The sequence below is a fragment of the Pseudoxanthomonas beigongshangi genome (assembly GCF_016820515.1).
Lineage (GTDB): Bacteria > Pseudomonadota > Gammaproteobacteria > Xanthomonadales > Xanthomonadaceae > Pseudoxanthomonas_A > Pseudoxanthomonas_A beigongshangi.
This window is the reverse complement of sequence record NZ_JADHDV010000021.1, coordinates 15572-37427: the sequence shown is the minus strand read 5'-3', so window position 1 is coordinate 37427 and position 21856 is coordinate 15572. Positions and strand designations below refer to the sequence as shown.

The window sequence follows — 21856 nt, the reverse complement described above, 5'->3', positions numbered from 1 at the left end:
TGGAAGTGACCCCGGAATGACCGAGTTCTCGCCCTGGCAGCAGCGCGCCTACGACCACGCCGTCGCCGCGCTGGACGGTGGCCGCATGGGCCACGGCCTGCTCATCTGCGGACCGGCCGGACTGGGCAAGCGCGCCGTCGCCGAGCGGCTGGCCTTGCACGTGTTGTCCGGTGGCAATGCCGCGCAGGCCCAGCGCGCCGCCGCGCTAATGGCCGCCGGCACCCATCCGGATTTGCAGGTGGTGTCCTTTGGCTTGACCAAGGACGGCACCAAGCTGCGCACCGAGATCGTCATCGACCAGATTCGCGAGCTCTCGCAGAAGCTCGCGCTCACCCCCCAATACGGCAGCGCCCAGGTCGCCCTCATCGACCCGGCCGACGCCATCAACCGGTCGGCCTGCAACGCCCTGCTCAAGACCCTGGAAGAACCCGCGCCCGGCCGCTACCTGTGGCTGCTCAGCGCCCAGCCCGCGCGCCTGCCGGCCACCATCCGCAGCCGCTGCCAGCGGCTGGAATTCCGCCTGCCGCCGCGCGCCGAGGCATTGGAGTGGTTGCAAGGGCAGGGCCACACCGCCGCCGCCGCGCAGGAAGCCCTGGACGCCGCCCGCGGCCATCCCGGCCTGGCCGACCAATGGCTGCGCGAGGACGGCCTGGCCCTGCGCAAGCAGGTCGCCAGCGACCTGGACAAGCTCGCCCGCGGCCAACTGGGCGTGGTGGAAACCGCGCAGAAGTGGGCCAACGACGAGCTGGCCGACGCCCGCCTGCGCCACGCCGCCGATCTGGCCCTGGCCCGCGCCAGCGACGCCGGCTTGACCGACACCGCCCGATTGACCAAGCTGGCCGCGTGGTTCGACGCCGCCAACCGGACAAGGGATTTGCTGCGCACCACCGTCCGGGGGGATCTGGCGGTGGCCGAACTGCTGCTGCTGTGGACGCGACAGATGGGCGAACCGCGCCCCACCCGCGCCGCACGCGGCTGACGTCACAAGGAGCAAGGGGACACCGATGAACACACCCGCCGCCACCGGTCGCCAGGGCATCCTGTCGCTCGCCGTCAAGGACAAGGCCGCCCTCTACAACGCCTACATGCCCTTCATGAAGGGCGGCGGCATCTTCGTCCCCACCCCCAAGCGCTACTTCCTGGGCGACGAAGTCTTCCTTCTGCTCACCCTCCCCGAATCCACCGAACGCCTGCCCGTCGCCGGCAAGGTGGTGTGGGTGACCCCCGCCGGCGCCCAAGGCGCCCGCACCGCCGGCATCGGCGTGCAATTCCCCGACAACAGCGATGGCGAAGCCATCAAGAACCGCATCGAGACCATCCTGGCCGGCACGCTGAACGCGGATAAGCCGACGCATACGATGTAGTGAGAAAGGCTAATCGCTTAGGGAGGAGCGATGGAAGTGCTGTGGGTAAATATAAAGAGCATCGCAAACTAGCGGTGTCTTTGTGCTGTCCGAAATCTGGACTCGCATTAGTGAAGCTTGTATCGCGGATTTAAATAACATACGGGAACTTAGGGAAGAGATATGAGAATTGTGAATTTCAAGATCACGAATTTCAGATCAATTGGATCTACGGAAGTGCCTAATGATGAAGGTCAAGAGGCCGATATCGCGCCCGGCGTCGATATAGAGATGGATGACAATAATCTCGTGTTTCTATGTGGGTGTAACAACGCAGGAAAGTCAAACATACTCGCAGCCTACGAAACATTCGTAGTCGCTAACAAAGAGGCGGAAATCTCCGATTTTTACGAAAAGGACGTTCGGAACTCAATTGTCATGGAAGTGTCTATCCGAGCGGAAACTGAAGATGATCGTCGGCACCAGGCGTTAGAGCGGATTTGGGATGAAAACGGAATAGCGAAAATAAGAAAGACTTGGCGAAACATTGGAGAAAAGGGTGTAAAGGAGAGCTTTGAGCCCGGCGCAGGATGGCGCGAGGGTGGGGCGGGTGGCTTCGATACTTTGCTTCAGAATGCTTGCCCGACCCCCATTTGGATAAAGGGCGAATCGACGCCCGAAGAAGTAATTGCGAGCCTTAGAACTCTGGTCCAGGAGGCAGTCCTGAAGGCCATAAGCGCGCAGGCTGTTTATGCCGATGCCGTCAATGCAGTGCGTCTATTGGGGGACGCAATTACAGGACATGGCTACTCAAATTCTTTAAAGGAAAATCTGAATTCATCTATGAAGGAGGTTTTTCCTGGCATCAGATTTTCAATAGGGCACGAAAACCCTAAGGAAGTTATTGATATCTTCAAGTCGACGACCACAGTGGGTATCGAAGAAGATGGAAAGCCTGCATTGACCTTGGCGAATAATGGGCATGGTCTTCGGCGGCAGTTTGTCATGGGGGCGTTCCGTGGAATGGCGACGCAGTTGGAAGAGGCAAAAAAAGGAGCCAAGCAACGAAGGGTGGAAAACATGGAGATCGGGGGTGTTGAGAATGAACCCGGCTCCCCGAAATCAAAGATGTTGTTGATAGAAGAGCCGGAGTTGTTTCTTCACCCTTCCGCCGTGCGTAGCGTTAGAGACCTTTTGTACTTGCTGGCAACAGCATCAGAATTTCAAGTAATGGCGGCCACTCACTCTCCAGTGGTTGTGGATCTATCCAAGCCACATACCACATTGGTTCGCGTTTCTTATGGGCCGGGTAAAGGAACAACTATCCATCAAGTCTCAAACAACCTGTTCGATAATGACGAACGGGAGACGATGAAGATGCTGAATTACTTCGATCCGTATGTTTGCGAGGCATTTTTCTCGGATAGAGTGATATTGGTTGAGGGCGACACCGAGGCGGTAGCCATCAGAAGGCTGATTGAACGGATGAAAGACGAGGAAGTGGATGTTCCGAGGGATATTCATGTTGTCAACTGTGGTACCAAGATGAACATACCTTTTTTTCAGAAGGTTCTATCCCATTTCAGGATCAATCACGTCATATTTCATGATTTGGATCGGCGAGAGAATGCCGATGGAAGGCGGAGTGCGGCTTGGACCATGAACCAGCGGATCTGGGATGGGGTAGTGGCTGCTAGGGGGCTTGGAATAGACGTAAATAGATTTGTTTTCAATAGTGAGTTTGAGAGTGCCAACGGTTATGTGCTGAATGAAGAAATAGGGAAGCCGCACTCTGCCTATTTGCAGGTTGCAGATTGGGACATGGCTGATGAAGGGAGGGCAGCTATAAGATTCCTTCGGCTTGCATTCGCTGGGAATGCTCACGAGCCTGACTTTACTCCTGAGCAGCTTGAGCAAATGGCCGGATAGCACTGTCTCCCATGATCTCAAAGTTAGTCGACTCCACACCCACCCTGTAGCAGACTCCTTCCTCGGAGGTTCAAAGCTCCGGTACAGCGGCCAAGCCACCACCGAAACACGGTGGCTTTTCCGTATTGCGTGTCACAATACGGACCGACGCAAGCTCTGCGTCGGGAGGGCGGCTAATACAACACCCGAAAGGGAAATACGCCCACCGTTCTGTACGCGGCTTTGAACCTCCCGACAACCACGCACATCCCGTGCGTGGAGAGCAGAAGGAGTGTTTGCATGAACGGAAAGAAGCCCGCCGCCCCCAGGCCCGATCGCGGCTACCTGATCACCGAGGACAGCCAACGCCAGCTCCGGCGCATGGCCGAGCAATTCCAACTGGCCGCCGTCCTCATCGCCCCCCGCAGCGCCCAGGACGACACCATCCGCATCCCCGTCCACGTCCTCCCGGTCACCGAACTCCTCTACGACCACGCCCGCCACCTGCGCCGCATCCTCAACACCGCCCACCACATCTTCCTGGACGGCGAACGCCGCTGATCGCCCCCGGACTGGCCGCGCCAACGCGTGGGCCGGTCAGTCCTTTTGCCCGGATGGAAGATTGGGTAAGGTGCCGAAGGTGGCAAAGCGCTAAGACGTCGCTTGGTCAGCAGCGCCTGATCAACCCGGACCATTTGAAGGATCATGCACAGTGAATCGGTATCTCGCCGTGCTTGCGGTGACGGCCATTACGGCTTGCGCGACTTCGGTTCCCATCCGTTGGGCTTCGCCGTCCGACTACGACCTGACCATTGTCGATAACACAGCGCAAAGTCGTTTCGACATTACCTGGACGTCCAAGGCGGTGGCGGCACTTTGCTTATCGAAGGAAGCCTGGCCGGACAAGGATGGCCTGCCCCCTGGATTTGACGGTGCCGTGCTGACTACGTCCAGCGGAGAGAAAGCCGTGTTGCCAACCGGTAGCGCATACTGCCCCGGCGGATGCGGTGAGGTGCGCCTGGAATCCGGTCAGGAAGTGCGCGGCATCTTGCCTTATGCAGCCTTCAGCGATTCGGCGATCATCGCCGATGATGCCGGGCGTTCACTCGCTTTCTCGGTTCATCCGTACTACTGCACGAAATCCTCAGCACCACCCATCACATCTTCCGCGACAGAAATCCCCTGACGCAGCCTCGGATTGGCCCCACCAAGGCGGGGCGGTGGCGGTCAGTCCACTCGCTGGAAAGGCGGCATGTCCTGGCCGCAGATATGCGAGACCGCTCAGGACCGAGCCAAACGCGTCGCCCTGATATCGAGTTCCGTGGCTGCAAGCAGCAGTGCTACCGCCCCACATGCCCAGGCAAGGAAGGCGCCATCGACCGGGACGTACTGGTTGCTTCGCAGGACGGGGGGAAACAGGAAAAGAGAAATACCTGCCGCTGCCACGAACAGGCGCGAGGGATAGATTGCCCAGCTGGCAATGATCATCCCAATGCCGACAAGAAATCCGACGCGAAGAAATCGGAAGTTGTCGATGTCCACGAGCCACATGTATCTGACTTCGAAAACAAACCAACTGGCTAAAAGCGCTATGGCCGCCAACAGAGCGAATGCTGCCCACAACGCGGTGACTCGCCTCGACTTGGTCATTGTCCAATTCTCACTAGTCCTTTGGTGCAGTTCATTCCAGCCGCCTCATGCGGATGAATCATAGGTCATGTCGGGAGCTGAGCCGGGAGGCCGAGATAGAAAATCTTCGGCGACTTACTAGAGATGAATTCGCGGGGAAGGGGACGGAATTCTGCGCAGTCACCCTAAGTGTCGACATTTTTTGGTCGGAAATTCCTGCCTCGACCTGCCTTGGGGAACGTCGAAGAGTCAATGTGTATCAACGAACTTTTCGACCAAGAAAAGCCGTGGGAGATCGGAAATTTGCACGGTTGAACGATATTCGCGCGGATGTAAGCCTAAAAAAGGAAATAGCCCGTTCATTCGGGGTAACGCAATGCGCGAAGTTGCACATTCTAGTTTCAATGTCAGGTGAATTCTATTGATTCGGTGCAGGATTTTGGTGACGGTCGGCGGGTCACAGGGGGCACCGGGAAACGCAAATGAAGTGGAGAAAGGGCGCATGCCTGCTGGCGCTTGGATTGGCATCCTTGGCGCTGGCGCAGACAACGCTGGGGCCGGTCATCGTCACCACGCCACCTCCGCCACCAACATTGCCAACAGTGGTCGCCACGGCACCTAGGGCGGGAGGCGGAACCATCATCTGTCGTGATAGTGGATGCGCCGGCGTGCTGGCGAGCTTGAGACAAGAGCGGTTCCAGTTGTATGCCAAGGCGCAAATGCGGCCGCCTCCGCTGGAAGGACTGGCGATTGATCAGAAGCAGTTCTGTGCGAGGTTGAAAAACAGGCGGCCAGCCGGTTGCGATCCAGGCAACCCACCGTCGTCGCCGGGGATCGTCGTTCCCGGAAAATCGCCATGGGCACCGAATGGGTGTGGTACCGGCGGTGTAGGCGGCTGGTTTCAGAACTTCGTTCTCAGGCAGATAGCGGGACGTTCTTACTCTGGCAACATCAATGAGCCATATCCAGGCGTGAGTTTTCTTGGCGCCTGCAACAGTCACGATCAGTGCTGGGCGTCGGGCGGAAACCGGGGTAGATGCGACCTGAGCTTCGCAAACAACATGGCATCGGCTTGCAACCGACTCGGAGACCGGGATGGAATCGCTGCTTGCCAGGGGTTCGCAAGTCTCTATCACGGCGCCGTATCGACCACCAACGGATCACACAGCGCTTATGGCAAGGTGGTGGAGAAAAGGATTTGCGCCGTATGGGCCAACGGCATGAGGGAGAACAATTGTGGAAAGTAACCTCAAGATGATTGTAGGTGGCGCCATGCTGTTCATTGTGCTCGTCGCCTGTACATCCAGGCAGTCCCCAGTATCCGAGCCCCGTGAGAACCCGCGGCCCCACGCGGAAGAACTACCCGTAGCGGCGGCCGGCACAGCCGGCCAAAGCTTGTGGATAGAAGTTCCCACCACGATGCGATATCCAGGCCAGACAAGCCTGGAAGCCGCCGCCTCCTGGGAGGCCCGACTGGCCAAGCTGCCGGAGCGGGACCGTGCTTATCTCGAAACCGTCAACGGCAGGTATTACGGCGCGCTGGCCTTTGCCAGCGAGCAGGAGCAGCGAGAACTGACCGCACAGGGATTCCCCATGCCGGAGGAATGGCTGGCGGCCCGCGACACACCGGATGCCGAACTGGAACGTCAGGCGATAGCGGGCTACCAGAAAGCACGGATGTTCCATATCGACCGCGTCAGCGAGCGGGTGGCGCCCGTCCTGACGGTGCGCGGCTTCGAGAACACGCCGGGTGACCAGGAACTGTTCCGGCAGTTCGTGGACGCCACGGCCATGGTTGCCAACCTGCTGCACGATACCCGCAGTCCCTTTGCCGCCTACCTCGCTGGCAGGATCGTGTCTTCCGGAACGCTGGGCGGCCAGCCGGAGGCCATCGCTGCATCCTTCCAGTTGGCCAGGGAACTGGGAGACCCACGCGCCGACAGCTTCCGCGATGCATTTCTCGACCAACACCCGGGCATGGACGTCGCGACGGTGATGACGGCCTATTCGTACTTCAAGTCGAGCGTGGATAGGACGGCGGCGGATGGGAAAGGGCGGTAGGGGATGGAAGTGTTCGACGGCGTGAATAGGCTACGGCGTACCACGCAATTGAAGACGTTGGCGGCACTGATATTTCCCGCTTCCGGCGGCTGGAACCTCTATCAGGGAATCATGGCCACACCGGAAGGCGAGATCGATTCGCTGCGCTGCTGGGCTGGCGCTGCCTGCTTACTGGCGGCGGTATTGATAGAGAAGTCGCGACGTCGCCCGCAACGCCGTTGACGGCGATCCCTTCCCCGCCCGTGCTTGGGCGGGGAGGGGTTTCTTCCCTAAGGCGCGTCCTTCCGCGCACGACATTCAGAACCGTCCGATGGAAGAACGCTACGTCGGATGATGTTGTGATGCTTGGTCTGATAGACACATCGGCGGATGAATCCAATAAGACGTGAACAGTGTGCGGCGGCCGTCGCCGTATGCCTTCTTCACTGGATGCTGTTCAAATTGCTAGCCTCTCAAGGCACCGTCATCGATTCCAGCAACAAAGCCACACCCCTGCGGATCCGGTTCATCGAACGCGAATCGTCACTGTCGCCAAGTGCAACCAACCGAAAAAATTCGTCAGATACTCCCGTCGCCAGCCAGCCCCACGTAACCCGAATCCCCCAGCATCCTCGAATGCCGGGTTCGATGCATTCGGATGACGACACTGACACCCGTCCACGCGCGAACGAACCACTCAACCTGACACTCGCAACATCCGCCGCACCGGACTTCTCACGACGCCCCTTGGAAGGCGACACTCGCCTGGACCGCTTCGCCGCCCCCACCGAGCGCATCCCCATGCGCAAACCCCTCACCGGAAAGGACGTCATCGAAGGCACCGCCCAGATACTCGGCCTCTGGCCACCCGGCTACACCACCGATCCCTGTCCTCGGATCCGTCGCAATATCGATGAATTGAAGACGGATGGCAGCGCTGCCGGCCGCGAGCGTCTTGACCAGGAAATGGCGCGGCAAGCGCGGTATTGCCCGTAAGCCTTCTATGCTTACTGCGTCAAAACGCTAGGCGGGTTCCGGCTATCCAGATGATTGTTTGCCATTGAAGTGTCAGTTAAAGTCCTGCCGAATTGGGGAAGTGGCAATGACACGGAGTGGGGCATGTCTTTGCAAGATGGGGTAAAGGAGTTCCTGGCGTCCAGAGAACCGTCGGCTATCGTGATTTCGGGGCCATGGGGTCGAGGAAAGACCTGGTTTTGGAACAACCTGATCGCACGGCGAAAAGAGGATAGGGATGCTTCCGTACGGAAGTATTCGTATGTCTCGATGTTTGGCCTCTCCACATTGGATGATCTGAAATCGGCGATTTTCCACGCCGCGACCACCTGGGATTTCGAGCAGCGGGACTGGTATCAGAAGGCCATCGATCCCCGCTGGTGGTGGTTCGCCGTCAAGCGTGCCGGAAGCTGGTGTGCGGGGACCTTCTCGGTGTCCTATATCGGGAATCTTTCCCGAGCGTACTCGTCGCTGGCCTTCGCATCGGTCCGGGATCGCCTGATCTGCCTGGACGATATCGAGCGGCGAGGCGGCGACCTGCGCTTGCTCGACGTCATGGGACTGGTGTCCAGCCTGAAGGAGCAGAAGGGCTGCAAGATCGTGGTCATCCTGAACGAGAACGCGCTTTCGGAAGACGATGCAAAGGTCTGGCGCGCCAATGCCGAGAAAGTCTTTTTGCGCGAACTTCGCTATCAGCCTGAGGCAAGCGACTGCGTGGAGCTTGTTTTCAGGGACACGATGACGGATAGGCTGGAGTTCTGGTGCTCGCGCCATCTGGTGGAGCTCGGCATCAGCAATATCCGGATCATTGAGCGAGTGAGATATTTCGCGGACTGGATTCGTGAGGCGATCAAGGGAGTGCGTATTCGTGAGGCTACCCACCAGCGCGTCGCCAAAGCACTGGTGATGCTGGTGTATGCGCGAACGGGCGAGGGTGAGGGAGCGCCTTCTTTCGACTATTTCTGTGGGCGGCGGATGGCGGATCTGGTCTTCCTGTCCAAAGAAAAGGACACGCGAACACCGCAGCAAATGAATTGGGATGGCGTGCTCTCATCGTATGGATTCTTTCTCGACGATGAATTGGACGAGGTTCTTCGGTTACTGGTGGCTGATGGGTATGGGGACGCAGGGCGCTTGAGGATGGCCGTGCAGGCAACCAATTTGTCGGATGAGGAGCAGCGCCGGTATGACGCCTACTTCGCAGCATGGGAGACGTATCACTGCACCTTGTCTGACAATCGCGAGGAAGTGGTCGAGCAATTTCGAACGACATTCTTCGCCGCCATCAATCAGATATCGGTTAACAATCTGGATGCGACGGTGGGCCTGCTCCGGGAAATCGGAGAGGCGTCACTGGCGGACGAGATGATTGAGGCTTGGGTGGGAATTCATGAAGAGAACGCAGTTGCGGTTTTTGACCCGCGCGTGATTCACCAATTGGGGAGACTGCGTGATTCTGCATTGGTCCAGCGTGTACAGCAGGCGTACGAGGAAAAGCGACGCTTGCCTGAAGTGGCTGGCGCACTGTCTCATATCGGCGAACATTCAAGCTGGAACCCTGAGCACATCCAAGCCATTGCCTACGCAGATAATGACGATCTGGTGCAGGTATTGAGAGGGAAAGACCCAGGTCATCTACTACGAGGGGTTAAAGTCTGCCTTGATTTATCGGGCGGATTGTCTGGAGCGCCCTACGACAAAGCGTCCCAGAACCTGAAGATGGCGTTGGCCCGGATCGCCGAGGAATCAGATCTCTGCTGCATTAGAATCAAGCACAAATTCCCCGGCGTGGTTGACTGAGTCGAGGCTATCGCCGCTGGAGCAGATGCCGGCGACCGACGGACTTGCAGATCGCAGCAAACGTCGTGCCTGGCAGGCGGGGCGCCTTACGGCGACCCCGGTTCCACGTAACTGGCATCCAGCAAAGCAGTCGCCAGATCCCCGATGCGCATATGGTCGAAACTGGTGTTGTTGGCCAGGAACACGCTGTGGCCGTCTTCCAGCACACGCCAGGCGAGCACGCGGAACGCGCCGTTGGACCCGTACTCCCACGCCACCGGGCGCGGCTTTCCCGCCACCGGCAACGTCTTGACCCGGCCACCCAGTGCGTAGTTCTGCGCGGGGCGAACCACGTCCATCAACGTGGTGACGCTGGCAGGCGACAGGACGCGATGGTTGAAGACCGCTTCCATCAGCCGCTGCAGGTCATCCACGCTAGTGTAATAACCGCCGGCCAGCATCAAGAAGTCGGGCACCGGATTTTGCCGGGGTGTCACGACCGGTTGCAACGCGGCATAGCCCGCGGCCATGCCGGTGACGTGGACCGAGTCGCCGACGAAGATGCCGCTGTCGCGCAGTCCCAACGGGAAGCTCAGCACGGTGCGCACCAGCGCGGCATAGGATTGTCCGCTGACGCGTTCGACAATCGCCTTGACGATCAGCCAGTTCGAATGCGAGTAGTCCCAGTCGGTCCCCGGCTCGAACGCCAGATCGCCGCTGGCGTAGGTGCGTACCGCCGTGGCGTTGTCCAGCGACTGCTGCTTGAGCGTCGGGTCGGCCTTGGCTGCGGCGTCCCACTGATTGGGCACGCCGCTGGAATGGCTCATCAGCCAGCGCAGCGTGAGCTTGTGGCCGGTATCGGGCCGGTAGTCCGGCAGATAGGTGGTAATCGGCGCGTCCAGCGCCAGCCGGCCCTGTTCCACCAGCCGCATCGTCATGATGGCCGCGACCCACTTGGAAATCGAACCGGCCTCGAAGCGCGTCCGCGGCGTCATCGGCGTCCCGGCTTCCGCGTCCGCTGTGCCAAAGGCGCCGCTATAAATCTCCCGGCCATTCCGCGTGACCAGCACGGTGCCATTGAAACCTTCCTCGCGAGCGAATTTCTCCGCGATTTCCTTGCACTTTCCGCATTCCGCACGCACCTGGCCGGGCAGGAGCAGGGTGAGCAGGGCAACCGCGAGAGCTGTCAGAGCGCGGGGTGGAACTCCGATGACGGATGACGGCATGGGCGCGGGATGCTGGGAGAGACTGCCATTGGATGCCACCTCGGCCTCGAGGGTTTATGGCCTGTGCGCGGCCAGCCGGGATTCCGGTTGGGATGGGTGTTGTCGGACGTTCCGGGCAACGAGGCATGTCCCAACCGACCTGCCTTGCAGCATCGCGTGGAAGATCCGGGACCTCGTGATTGTTGATCTGGCGGAAAGCCGGTTTGGGTCTCCACCGGCTTGCCGGCTGAATGGTTCTGGCAAGGTGCTCATGAACCATCCTGTTCAGTCCGCCTGGGTGACCAATAACCTCAACGGACATAAGTTGATGATTCATGGTGGCCCCGGTAAGCTGGGGGCATGAATACCCTGAGCGCTCCAACTGGCGCCAGCCGCGGGCCGGCTACTCATGACATTCGCGACCAGATTGTCGTGGCGGCGACTGAGCACTTCAGCCACTACGGCTACGAGAAGACCACCGTTTCCGATCTGGCCAAGGCGATCGGCTTCTCAAAGGCCTACGTCTACAAATTCTTCGAGTCGAAGCAGGCCATTGGCGAGATGATCTGCGCCAACTGCCTGGCGGAACTCGAACAGGAAATCCATCAGGCCATTGATGGCGTGGAGCAGCCCGCAGAGCGGCTGAGGAAGTTTTTCAAGGCTTCCACGGAGGCGCACCAGCGACTCTTCTCCCAGGATCGAAAGCTCTACGAAATAGCGCAGTCGGCCGCCGCCGAGCGGTGGCAATCCGTGTCGGGATACGAGGAGAGACTACGCGCGCTGCTCCAGGAAATCCTCCAGCAGGGCCGGGATTCGGGCGATTTCGAGCGCAAGACGCCGCTGGATGAAACCACCAATGCCGTCTATCTGGTATTGCGCCCGTATTTGAATCCACTTTTGTTGCCGCATAGCCTCGACTACAGCGGGCAAGCGCCCATGCTGCTTTGCAGCCTGGTGTTGCGGAGCCTGTCTCCTTAGGAAATTCGTTGTGACTATTGACTATTTTAGTCACTAGGTTCAGAGTCCCGTCCAGATTGGACCGACGGGACTCCCATGCGTCATTTTGTTAAAAATTCATTAGCCGTTGCTCTCCTGGCTTTTCTGGCGGGATGCGGCGCCGAAGCACCGTCTGACCCCAGAACAAAGGCGCCTTTCGTACGCACGGCGACGGTGGTGGGGGATGGCGCGCCAGCTCGCGCATTTACAGGAACGGTGGCGGCGAGAGTCCAGAGCGATCTCGGATTCCGTGTTCCAGGCAAGGTGTCGCAGCGGCTGGTGGATGCGGGGCAAAAGGTCCGGCGCGGGCAGATCCTGATGCGCATCGACCCGGCTGACCTTCAGTTGTCGGCGCAGGCGCAACAGCAGGCGGTCGTGGCCGCGCAAGCCCAAGCCAGACAGGCGATCGCCGATGAGGCCAGGTATCGCGCCCTGCTTGGCACGGGCGCCATCTCCGCCTCCTCGTACGATCAGAGCAGGGCCGCGGCCGATGCGGCGCGCGCCCAGCTCAGTGCCGCCAGAGCCCAGGCACAGGTGGCCAGCAACGCCAATCGCTACGCGGAGCTTCTCGCCGATGCTGACGGCACTGTGATGGAAACGCTGGCCGAACCCGGCCAGGTGGTGAGCGCCGGCCAGCCCGTCGTGCGGCTTGCGCGAACCGGAGAGCGCGAAGCCATCGTGCAGCTTCCCGAGACCCTGCGCCCGGCACTGGGCTCGGTAGGCCAGGCCAGGCTGTACGGCGATCGCCGGGACCCGGTGCCCGCCAGGCTCAGGCAGCTCTCTGACGCGGCGGATCCGCTGACACGCACCTACGAGGCCAGGTATGTCCTGGATGGCGCGCTCGCGGAGGCCCCTCTGGGCGCCACCGTCACGCTCGAAATCGCCGATGGCCTGCCCGTCACGGCCGCACTTCAGGTCCCGATTGGCGCGCTGTTCGACGCAGGGAAGGGGACCGGTGTCTGGGCGCTGGAGGGCACGCCCGTCAAAGCCGTCTGGCGTCCCGTGCAGGTAATGGGACTTTCGGACGACATGGCGCAGGTCAAAGGCCGCCTGAAGTCGGGCGAGAGGGTTGTTTCGCTCGGTGCGCACCTGATCAAGAACGGCCAGATCGTCAAGCCGCTGGGCGAAGGCAAGGAAACACGCTCCGGAGCTCAGCGATGAGTGAGGGGCGCTTCAATCTTTCGTCGCTCGCGGTTCGCGAGCGCTCCGTAACCGTCTTCCTCCTGTTCTTGATCTCGGTGGCGGGCGTCCTTGCGTTCTTCCAACTGGGCCGTGCCGAGGACCCTCCGTTCACGATCAAACAGATGACGGTCGTCACTGCATGGCCGGGAGCGACGGCGCAAGAGATGCAGGACCTGGTGGCCGAACCATTGGAAAAGCGGCTGCAGGAACTGCGGTGGTACGACCGCTCCGAGACCTACACGCGGCCAGGCCTGGCCTTCACGATGGTGTCATTGCGCGACGCAACGCCACCCTCCCAGGTGCAGGACGAGTTCTATCAGGCCCGCAAGAAACTGGGAGACGAGGCAAAGAGGTTGCCCGCTGGCGTTATCGGGCCGATTCTCAATGACGAATACGCTGACGTGACCTTCGCGCTCTTCGCGCTCAAGGCGAAAGGGGAACCGCAACGACTGCTGGTGCGTGACGCCGAAATGCTGCGCCAACAGTTGCTGCATGTGCCCGGGGTCAAGAAGGTCAACATCATCGGCGAGCAGCCTGAGCGCATCTTTGTATCCTTTTCGCACGATCGGCTGGCGACGGTAGGCGTCAGCCCGCAGGACATTTTCACCGCACTCAACAGCCAGAACGTGCTGACGCCAGCCGGATCAATCGAGACCCGTGGGCCGCAGGTGTTCGTGCGCGTGGAGGGCGCCTTCGATAGCCTGGAGAAGATCCGCCAGACGCCGATCGTGGCACGCGGACGCACGCTGAAGCTCTCCGACGTGGCCACCGTCGATCGTGGCTATGAGGATCCGGCCACCTTCCTTGTTCGCAACAACGGCGAGCCCGCGCTCCTGTTGGGCGTCGTCATGCGCGATGACTGGAACGGGCTGGATCTCGGCAAGGCGCTGGAATCGGAAGTCAGCAAGATCAATGCGCAACTGCCTTTGGGCATGTCGCTTGCCAAAGTCACCGACCAGGCCGTGAACATCAGTTCGGCGGTCGACGAGTTCATGGTCAAATTCTTCGTCGCGCTGCTTGTGGTGATGCTGGTGTGCTTCCTCAGCATGGGCTGGCGGGTAGGCATGGTGGTCGCCGCGGCCGTACCCCTGACCCTGGCCGCGGTGTTCGTCGTCATGGCGGCCACGGGCAAGAATTTCGATCGCATCACGCTGGGCTCGCTCATCCTGGCATTGGGGCTGCTGGTGGACGACGCCATCATCGCCATCGAGATGATGGTGGTGAAGATGGAAGAAGGCTACAGCCGCGTGGCCGCCTCGGCCTATGCCTGGAGCCACACGGCCGCGCCGATGCTATCCGGAACGCTGGTCACCGCCATCGGATTCATGCCCAACGGTTTCGCGCGATCCACCGCGGGTGAATACACCGGCAACATGTTCTGGATTGTCGGCATCGCGCTCATCGTGTCCTGGGTGGTGGCCGTGGTGTTCACTCCCTACCTGGGCGTGAAGCTGCTGCCGGACATCAAGAAGGTGGAGGGCGGACATCAGGCCATCTACGACACCCGCAACTACAATCGCTTCCGGGAACTGCTGGCGCGCGTGATCGCGCGCAAATGGTGGGTCGCCGGCGCGGTGGTAGGGCTGTTCGCGCTGGCCGTCGTCGGCATGGGCGCGGTCAAGAAGCAGTTCTTTCCCACCTCCGATCGACCGGAAGTGCTGGTCGAGGTGCAGATGCCCTACGGCACGTCCATCCAGCAGACCAGCGCCGCCGCGGCCAAAGTCGAAGCCTGGCTCGCCAGGCAGGAAGAGGCGCGCATTGTGACGACGTACGTCGGACAGGGCGCTCCTCGCTTCTTCCTGGCGATGGCTCCGGAACTGCCGGATCCGTCGTTCGCCAAGATTGTGGTACTGGCTGGCGATGACAAGGAGCGGGAAGCATTGAAATTCCGGCTGCGCGAGGCGATCGCCGACGGGCTGGCGCCCGAAGCGCAAGTGCGTGTCACCCAAATCGTGTTCGGTCCGCCATCCCCGTTCCCGGTGGCTTATCGGATCATGGGGCCGGACACGGAAAAACTGCGCGAGATCGCCGGGGAGGTCGGCAACGTCATGCGGGCGAACCCGATGATGCGAACGGTCAACTCCGATTGGGGACCCCGCGTGCCCACGCTGCACTTTGCGCTGGATCAGGACCGCCTCAACGCCGTGGGCCTGACCTCGAACTCGGTGGCGACGCAATTGCAGTTCCTGCTCAGCGGTGCGCCGCTCACGGACGTACGCGAAGACATCCGCTCCGTGCAGGTGGTAGGTCGCGCGGCGGGCGATACGCGTCTGGATCCGCAGAAGATCGCGGACTTCACGTTGGTCGGAAGTGCTGGTCAACGTATCCCGCTCTCCCAGGTGGGGACCGTGGAGGTGCGCATGGAAGATCCCATCCTGCGCCGGCGCGACCGCACGCCCACCATCACCGTCCGCGGCGATATCGCCGAAGGCCTGCAACCGCCAGATGTCTCCACGGCGGTGCTGAAGGATCTGCAGCCGCTGATCGAGCGGCTCCCGGCGGGCTACCGCATCGAGCAGGCCGGTGCAATCGAAGAGTCCGGCAAGGCCACGGCGGCGATGCTCCCGTTGTTCCCGATCATGATCGCGCTCACGTTGCTTGTCATCATCCTGCAGGTTCGCTCCATCGCCGCGATGGTCATGGTGTTCGCCACCAGCCCACTGGGGCTCATCGGTGTGGTGCCGACCCTGCTGGTCTTCCAGCAGCCATTTGGCATCAACGCACTGGTCGGACTGATCGCGCTGTCAGGCATCCTGATGCGTAACACCCTGATATTGATCGGCCAGATCCACCATAACGCGCAGGAAGGCCTGGGTCCTTTCGATGCCGTTGTTGAAGCGACCGTGCAGCGGGCGCGGCCTGTCATCCTGACCGCGCTGGCCGCGATTCTGGCCTTCATACCGCTGACGCACTCCGTGTTCTGGGGGACGCTGGCATACACGTTGATCGGGGGAACGCTGGCGGGAACCGTCCTCACACTGGTCTTCCTGCCGGCGATGTATGCAATCTGGTTCAAGATAAAACCGTCTTCACCCGATGAAACGGCCCAACCCGTGCTTGCCCCTGCACACTGAAGCGTGGTCCGACGCATGAATGCCGAGCCTCTTGCACCGTTTGACGGGACGAGCGCCGACGCGACGCTGAGCCTGTTTCATCGGGCTCTTTCCGGGCCGCCTCTGCCGCACATGCATGGCGCTGTTTCTGACCGAGGTTCCAGTTCCGGGCCCTTCGAGCGCGTATCGCTGGACAATGCGCGCCTGGCCCCAGCCCAGCCCTTCCACCCACAACGCGGAGCCCATCACCATGGATGACGTCATCATCATCGGCGGTAGCTTTGCCGGTCTCGCCGCCGCCCTGCAACTCGGCCGTGCCCGCCGCAAGGTGACCGTTCTCGATACGGGCCTGCCGCGCAATCGCTTCGCGGGCCACTCGCATGGCCTGCTCGGCCACGATCACAAGCCACCGCTGGACATTCTGGCCGAAGCGCGGCGGCAGCTGGCGCGCTATCCCACCGTCAGGCTGGTCAATGCCCGGGCCGACAGCATCTCCGGCGCCATCGATGATTTCACCGTTCTCACCGGGGACGGCGAAAGCCTTGGGGCGCGCCGCCTGATCCTGAGCTATGGCGTCGTTGACCAGATGCCTGATGTTCCGGGCTTTGCGGAAGGTTGGGGGAAAGCCATCGTGCCTTGCCCCTATTGCGACGGCTTTGAAGTCGCCGACCAGCATTGGGGCCTCGTCTGGTCCGGTCCGCAGTCGCACAATCATGTCAGGCTGTTCCACGATTGGACCGACAGGTTGACGCTCTTCGCCGACGGTCACGACATTGCGCCCGACGTCCGGGCCGATCTGGCGCGTCGCCGCATTCCTGTCGTCGCTGGCCGGATCACCGGGATCGCCCGTCACGGGGACCATAACGCCATCATCAAGCTCGATACCGGTCCCGATGTCGCGGTCGACATCCTGTTCGCGCACCCGCGCAACAAGCCGTCCGCAAGCCTGCATGAATCATTGGGCCTGGCCACGGTCGATACGCCCCTTGGCATCGTTCTGAAGGTCGACGAGCGCCGCGAAACCAGCATGCCCGGCATCTACGCCGCCGGCGACCTCGCCAACCCCCTCATGCCCTCGGTCACCACGGCATCATCACAGGGCGCGATGGCGGGTATCTTCGCCCAGCAGTCGATGCTGGTTTGAATGGCCGCCTCCAACCAGTGCGGGGCATCCGGCGCACCTTGTCCGCGTCCTTGCCACTGGCTGTCGATATCACTTCCGGGATTGGCTGCGGAGAGCGGGCAATGTCCTTCAAAATGCCCGCTATCGATCCGAAGCCGGCATTACGCGCAGGGGTGTAGTAGCGGTGCGGGGGAGACCCTGTCGACCGCGCGGACGCATGGGGGCCGCGGTTTTGATGGAGATGAAGGGATCCAGGCCGCAACGCCGCGGATTGCCGCATCTTCACAGCCCATCTACATACGCCAATGTCGGCTGAAGGCTGCTGATGACTCCGGCAAAAAGACCGCTATATTTCGAGCTCCCAGACGAAGGAGGTTGGAATGTTCATGACCCAGAAGCATCTGAAAATTGCACGTACGCTCGGCGTGGCGATCGTCGCCCTGAGCCTTGGCGCCTGCGCCACCTACAAGGACGAGTTCGCGACGATCAACTCGCGCCTCGATCAGCTCGACACGAAGGTGCAGGGCGCGGCTCAAAGCGCCGAATCCGCCAATCAGTCCGCGCAGCAGGCCAACCAGCGGTTGGATCAGATGGAAGGCCGCCTGCAGCGGCTCGAAAGCGCGCCGCGCCGCTCGCCGCGCGGTTGATCGTTCTGCATCATTTGTGACGAACGGTTTGAACCCGGGACCCGGCGGCCTTGCTGGCCGCCGGTCTCCTTTCTTCATCCAGCCTTCGTTTTGAGGAACCGTCCCATCCGTACTTATCTGCACCCTGCGATCCGGACCGCCACTGGCGCGCTGGCGCTGACGCTGGCGCTCGCGAGTGTCGGCGTGGCCACCGCGAAGGATGCCACCGCGCAACCGGTATCCGCCGTCGACCAACTGCCGCGAGGACAGGAAGTGTCCGATACGGTGATTGAGCTCGCGGGCTGGGTGGTCGCAAGCAAGGACAACCTGGGCTATCCGTTCGCGGTCCTGGACAAGGCCGCCGCACAGATCCTGGTGTTCGGCGGTGACGGCCGGCTTCGCGGCGCGGCGCCCGGACTCTTTGGCTCGGCCGTCGGCGATCATACGGCCCCCGGCATCGCCGGCCTCGCGCTTCGCGAAATTCCGGGCCGGGATCGCACGACGCCGGCCGGGCGCTTTGTGGGCGGCTTCGGCCCCTCCATCGACGCGGGGCGCGTGCTGTGGGTGGACTACGAATCCGCGGTCTCCATCCACCCAACCGCGACGGGCGTCCCGGCCGAGAAGCGCCCCGAACGCCTGGCGTCGCCATCGCCGGACGACAACCGCGTCACGCATGGCTGCATCAACGTCTCGCCCGAGTTTTACGAGCAGGTCATCCAGCCGACGTTCGAGCGGGGTGGTGTGTTCTACATCCTGCCGGACAAGGCGTCGCTGGCGGAGACCTTCCCGGAGTTCGCGCAAAGTCGCCCGACGGCGCGTGGCAACGACGGAAAACGCTCGCGGCGCGCCAACAAGTGACGGACGCGTAGGCGTATTGCCTGGGGTGCGCGGAGCATGCGTCCTCGACTCCGGCATCCGTCGCCCAGCAGTCGATGCTGGTTTGAATGACCGCTCCAATCAATGCGGCACATCCGGCGCCGTGATCAAACGGCGCCGCAAGGCTCGAACGGATTGTCAGGCGGCGCCTGCGGGTGGCATCGCGATGACAACCTTGCCCCTTGCCCGGCCCCGTTCCACGTAGGCGATCGCCTCGAGTGTCTCGTCGAACCCGAACGTGCGGCCGAGGATCGGACGCAGCGCGCCAGCATCATGGAGCGCGGAGAGTGTCCGCAGTTGTTGACCATCGGCACGCCCATGCGGAGGCATTCTCCTGTCGCGCGCCCGCCCGGATGACTCATCCCTGGTGGACGAGATCCTGGAGACGTGCCGCGGGCGGATTCTTGCGTCACTAACCACCCAAGACGACGCGGAGAGGGGAACTTCGCGCGGAAAGCGGCCCGGCGATTCGTTCTGACCGAGCTTTGCTTCGTAGGGCAGCAATCCAGGGTTCGCATCGAACAGCCAAGGCCAACGGCCAACCCGTGGGCTGACGAACAGCCATCTCGCCAACCATGCGTTCAGCAGGGCATCCCGGCCATAGGCTTCTCTATTGCGGCAATCCTATGCGTGCGAGCGCGATCGATTGCGCGAACGTGTCGCGGGTCAGTTCGCGTTTTTTTTAAGACGATTCCTAAAGAAATCGCCATTCGGTCTCTTCAAGAATCGATGGCAACGAAAGTTAGCATCGCTAGCTTTCATGGGAGCCCGTCCCGGGAGACCGAGCGCTCTTTCCCGTTCGTGCGGTATGCGTTGAGCAGTCTCTGGTCGCCGAGGCATGCCTGTCTGTCTCCCCCGTGGGGATCGTCATTCGAGCGTGGCCATGCGTCATGCAGGGAGTTCATAGAAGCACCATGAATTACATTGTCCGAATCCTGCTGGCAGCTTCGCTGTGTGTGTTGGCGCATGAGAGCCATGCGATGGTCTGCGTAAAAGATCGGCCCCCGACAGGTGGAGGGACTGTCACCTACGAGCAGGGCATCGGTACCACGGTCGCAGTACCCAGAGTGCTGCCTGCGGGCACGGTCTTGTGGCGATCGCCCACCTATACCTTTGTCATCACCTGCTTTCATGATCGCGATGCCGGTGCCGAGAACGTCTACTTCTACATGAGTCCCGACGACCCGAATTTGAACCAATTGGGGAGGGATGTGGAAATAGGGATCGGACTGGTAGGTCCTGCCGATGGTAGCGGTCCGGGCGAAAAGCGCTGTTCCGCCATCGGCGGGGGACAGGGGGGAGGAAACTGCAAGATCAAGCTCGATGCTGTCGTCCCCGCTTGCTGGGGAACGCAGGGCCGGGGATGTGGCGGCACCCGGTTCATGGTCAAGTTCACGCTGACCTTCAACTTCTTCCTGGCAAAGCGCTCGGGACCCGGCAGCGGTCAGGACGGCCCGCTGACCGGCATACGCGGCGGGTATCCCATCTTCCAGTTGGACGGCGCGCAGGCGCTCAACAACGTGCCAGACCGGAACCTGCGCATGATCGTGACCGGCCTGGACAAGCTGCACTACGTCGCCTGCGCTTCCACCCTGTCCATCGAACCCGGAACCATTCGGTTTGGTGGCATCCATTCGATGTACGCCGAGCGGGACAAGACCGCCAAGGTCGTGCCTTTCAGCATCACCGCCAGGAAACCCTGCACCAGCGTGTACGCGCTGACTGCCCTGATGAAACCCCTCAACGGCACCATTCAGCCCGGCAATCATGTGCTGGTGCCGAACGACAACCCGTCGGTGGGCATCACCCTGCGGCGTGCGGAAGACGAAAGCGCCGTTCCCTTCAATCAGGAGTTTGACCTGATTCCTCGCACCGGTGACATGGTGGTGGTGAAGAAGTTCTTCGCCCAGCTCAAATGGCTGACTGACAAACCCACCCTCGGCCCCTTCAGTACCGGCGCGACGATTGATGTCTACTACAAGTGACGTCCGACACAAGGTGGCGGAAAACGCGCAAGGGAGCGTGCGTCATTTCATGCTGATACCGAAGGGAAGGGTATGGAACGTGACATGGATTGCATTGGAGTTCCGGGCGCTCGTTCGGTTGCAACAAGAGCACAAGTTCGCCACCATCGGCATCGGGAAGTAGCACAAGGGGGAAGGGATGCACATGTGGTTGTTGCTGGTCGCGGTGGGGCTGCCAGTGTTTCTGGTACTGGGCACGGTCCTGTTGTGGCGTCGTGTGCTGGCGCGCGACAACCGTCGCTCTCCGCTCACCATCTCCCTGCATCATCAGGCCGGAGAGCAATTGCGCCGGTCACTGGACAGGGCCACGGATGATTTCTACGAAGCCATGGGCATGGCGGTCGCGCTGGGACCCCTCTTCCTGTCCGGCTGGATGCTGGCAAGGCTGGGCAAGCTCGACTGGTCGAAAATCCGCTTCGGTTGGGGCGATGTCATCCTGGGGCTAGCGGCCGCGGCGATGCTGGCGTGGATCATCCGCAAGGTGATCATCAACGGACAGACGGTTCGCAAGCTGCGACAGGGACTCGAAGCCGAGCTGGCCACCGCACAGTGCCTGACCCCGCTGATCGGCGAGGGATGCTACGTCCTGCACGACATTCCGGCTGACAAGTTCAACATCGATCACGTGGTCATCTCGCCGCATGCGGTGTTTGCGGTGGAATCCAAGTCGCGGATGAAGCCGGAACAGGGTGGAAAGGAGAACGCCAGGGTGCGCTATGACGGCAAGACCCTGCGGTTTCCGGAACATGTTGAAACCAAGCCCCTGGACCAGGCCAAGGGGCAGGCGAGATGGTTGCAGAAGGCGTTGACGGACGCGCTGGGGGAACCGGTGAAGGTCGTGCCCGTGCTGTCGCTGCCGGGCTGGTTCGTGGAAGGACGGGGAGGACGGGAGGACGTCGTGGTCTGCAATCCGGTCAATCCCCGCTTCATGCTCCTGCCTGCCTTTGGCGATCCGCTCCCGGAAGCCTTGCGCAAGCGGGTTCTCAACGAGCTGACAAAGCGTTATCCGGGACAGGGCTGACGGGTACAGCCTCTGGAGGCAACCCCATTGGCTTGTT

Annotated in this window: 20 protein-coding genes; 17 read left to right on the top strand and 3 right to left on the bottom strand. The window is 61.2% G+C overall.

What is annotated here, in order from left to right; all coding sequences use genetic code 11:
- Nucleotides 1-16: 16 nt before the first annotated feature.
- From IQ458_RS15010 to IQ458_RS14990, 5 genes are all read left to right on the top strand, one after another.
- The gene (locus IQ458_RS15010; RefSeq protein WP_203323323.1) at nucleotides 17-979 is read left to right on the top strand and encodes a DNA polymerase III subunit delta'; all 963 of its coding nucleotides are present in this window, start codon (nucleotides 17-19) and stop codon (nucleotides 977-979) included.
- Between the two features lie 25 nt (nucleotides 980-1004).
- Nucleotides 1005-1364, top strand: coding sequence for a PilZ domain-containing protein (locus IQ458_RS15005; protein ID WP_141456310.1), 360 nt, complete (start codon nucleotides 1005-1007; stop codon nucleotides 1362-1364).
- 171 nt (nucleotides 1365-1535) lie between these two features.
- A complete protein-coding gene (locus IQ458_RS19650) occupies nucleotides 1536-3272 on the top strand; it encodes an AAA family ATPase (protein WP_203323322.1) in 1737 nt (578 codons plus the stop codon).
- A gap of 279 nt (nucleotides 3273-3551) precedes the next feature.
- Complete coding sequence (locus tag IQ458_RS14995) at nucleotides 3552-3812, top strand: XAC0095 family protein (protein ID WP_203323321.1); 261 nt, start codon at nucleotides 3552-3554, stop codon at nucleotides 3810-3812.
- Between the two features lie 151 nt (nucleotides 3813-3963).
- Nucleotides 3964-4437 (top strand): hypothetical protein, encoded by a 474-nt coding sequence (locus tag IQ458_RS14990; protein ID WP_203323320.1) that lies wholly within the window; start codon nucleotides 3964-3966, stop codon nucleotides 4435-4437.
- 95 nt (nucleotides 4438-4532) lie between these two features.
- Here IQ458_RS14990 and IQ458_RS14985 read toward each other — a convergent pair whose 3' ends face one another.
- The gene (locus IQ458_RS14985) at nucleotides 4533-4901 is read right to left on the bottom strand and encodes a hypothetical protein (protein WP_203323319.1); all 369 of its coding nucleotides are present in this window, start codon (nucleotides 4899-4901) and stop codon (nucleotides 4533-4535) included.
- 1398 nt (nucleotides 4902-6299) lie between these two features.
- Here IQ458_RS14985 and IQ458_RS14980 point away from each other — a divergent pair.
- From IQ458_RS14980 to IQ458_RS14965, 4 genes are all read left to right on the top strand, one after another.
- Nucleotides 6300-6941, top strand: a complete 642-nt coding sequence (locus IQ458_RS14980) for a hypothetical protein (protein ID WP_203323318.1) — start codon at nucleotides 6300-6302, stop codon at nucleotides 6939-6941.
- Nucleotides 6942-6944: 3 nt separating this feature from the next.
- Complete coding sequence (locus IQ458_RS14975; protein WP_203323317.1) at nucleotides 6945-7163, top strand: hypothetical protein; 219 nt, start codon at nucleotides 6945-6947, stop codon at nucleotides 7161-7163.
- Between the two features lie 207 nt (nucleotides 7164-7370).
- Nucleotides 7371-7916, top strand: coding sequence for a hypothetical protein (locus IQ458_RS14970; protein ID WP_203323316.1), 546 nt, complete (start codon nucleotides 7371-7373; stop codon nucleotides 7914-7916).
- Nucleotides 7917-8039: 123 nt separating this feature from the next.
- Nucleotides 8040-9734 carry a P-loop NTPase fold protein gene (locus IQ458_RS14965; protein WP_203323315.1) on the top strand — a complete coding sequence of 565 codons (1695 nt, stop codon included), beginning with the start codon at nucleotides 8040-8042 and terminating at the stop codon, nucleotides 9732-9734.
- 86 nt (nucleotides 9735-9820) lie between these two features.
- On the opposite strand, the gene IQ458_RS14960 is transcribed toward IQ458_RS14965, so the two are convergent.
- On the bottom strand, nucleotides 9821-10939 hold the full coding sequence (locus IQ458_RS14960; RefSeq protein ID WP_235996875.1) for a serine hydrolase domain-containing protein: 1119 nt from the start codon (nucleotides 10937-10939) through the stop codon (nucleotides 9821-9823).
- Nucleotides 10940-11278: 339 nt separating this feature from the next.
- On the opposite strand from IQ458_RS14960, the gene IQ458_RS14955 reads away from it, so the two are divergent.
- The 6 genes from IQ458_RS14955 (at nucleotide 11279) to IQ458_RS14930 (ending at nucleotide 18756) form a co-directional block, all read left to right on the top strand.
- A complete protein-coding gene (locus IQ458_RS14955; RefSeq protein WP_192198836.1) occupies nucleotides 11279-11896 on the top strand; it encodes a TetR/AcrR family transcriptional regulator in 618 nt (205 codons plus the stop codon).
- 75 nt (nucleotides 11897-11971) lie between these two features.
- Complete coding sequence (locus IQ458_RS14950; protein WP_203323313.1) at nucleotides 11972-13075, top strand: efflux RND transporter periplasmic adaptor subunit; 1104 nt, start codon at nucleotides 11972-11974, stop codon at nucleotides 13073-13075.
- The gene (locus IQ458_RS14945) at nucleotides 13072-16170 is read left to right on the top strand and encodes an efflux RND transporter permease subunit (RefSeq protein ID WP_192198838.1); all 3099 of its coding nucleotides are present in this window, start codon (nucleotides 13072-13074) and stop codon (nucleotides 16168-16170) included. Before IQ458_RS14950 ends, IQ458_RS14945 begins: the two co-directional genes overlap by 4 nt.
- 229 nt (nucleotides 16171-16399) lie before the next feature.
- Nucleotides 16400-17293 (top strand): NAD(P)/FAD-dependent oxidoreductase, encoded by an 894-nt coding sequence (locus IQ458_RS14940; RefSeq protein ID WP_203323312.1) that lies wholly within the window; start codon nucleotides 16400-16402, stop codon nucleotides 17291-17293.
- Nucleotides 17294-17652: 359 nt separating this feature from the next.
- Nucleotides 17653-17919, top strand: a complete 267-nt coding sequence (locus IQ458_RS14935) for a hypothetical protein (RefSeq protein ID WP_183637577.1) — start codon at nucleotides 17653-17655, stop codon at nucleotides 17917-17919.
- 156 nt (nucleotides 17920-18075) lie between these two features.
- Nucleotides 18076-18756: a hypothetical protein gene (locus IQ458_RS14930; RefSeq protein WP_425504702.1), complete on the top strand. Its 681-nt coding sequence runs from the start codon at nucleotides 18076-18078 to the stop codon at nucleotides 18754-18756.
- A 156-nt stretch (nucleotides 18757-18912) separates the two neighbouring features.
- Here the strand turns inward: IQ458_RS14930 and IQ458_RS19985 are convergent, their stop codons facing one another.
- On the bottom strand, nucleotides 18913-19194 hold the full coding sequence (locus IQ458_RS19985; RefSeq protein WP_425504701.1) for a zinc-binding dehydrogenase: 282 nt from the start codon (nucleotides 19192-19194) through the stop codon (nucleotides 18913-18915).
- Between the two features lie 494 nt (nucleotides 19195-19688).
- Here IQ458_RS19985 and IQ458_RS14920 point away from each other — a divergent pair, with 494 nt between their 5' ends.
- Together IQ458_RS14920 and IQ458_RS14915 are read left to right on the top strand one after the other, a co-directional pair.
- Nucleotides 19689-20759 carry a fimbrial protein gene (locus tag IQ458_RS14920; protein WP_203323310.1) on the top strand — a complete coding sequence of 357 codons (1071 nt, stop codon included), beginning with the start codon at nucleotides 19689-19691 and terminating at the stop codon, nucleotides 20757-20759.
- 184 nt (nucleotides 20760-20943) lie between these two features.
- Nucleotides 20944-21819: a nuclease-related domain-containing protein gene (locus tag IQ458_RS14915; RefSeq protein WP_183637568.1), complete on the top strand. Its 876-nt coding sequence runs from the start codon at nucleotides 20944-20946 to the stop codon at nucleotides 21817-21819.
- Nucleotides 21820-21856: the final 37 nt, after the last annotated feature.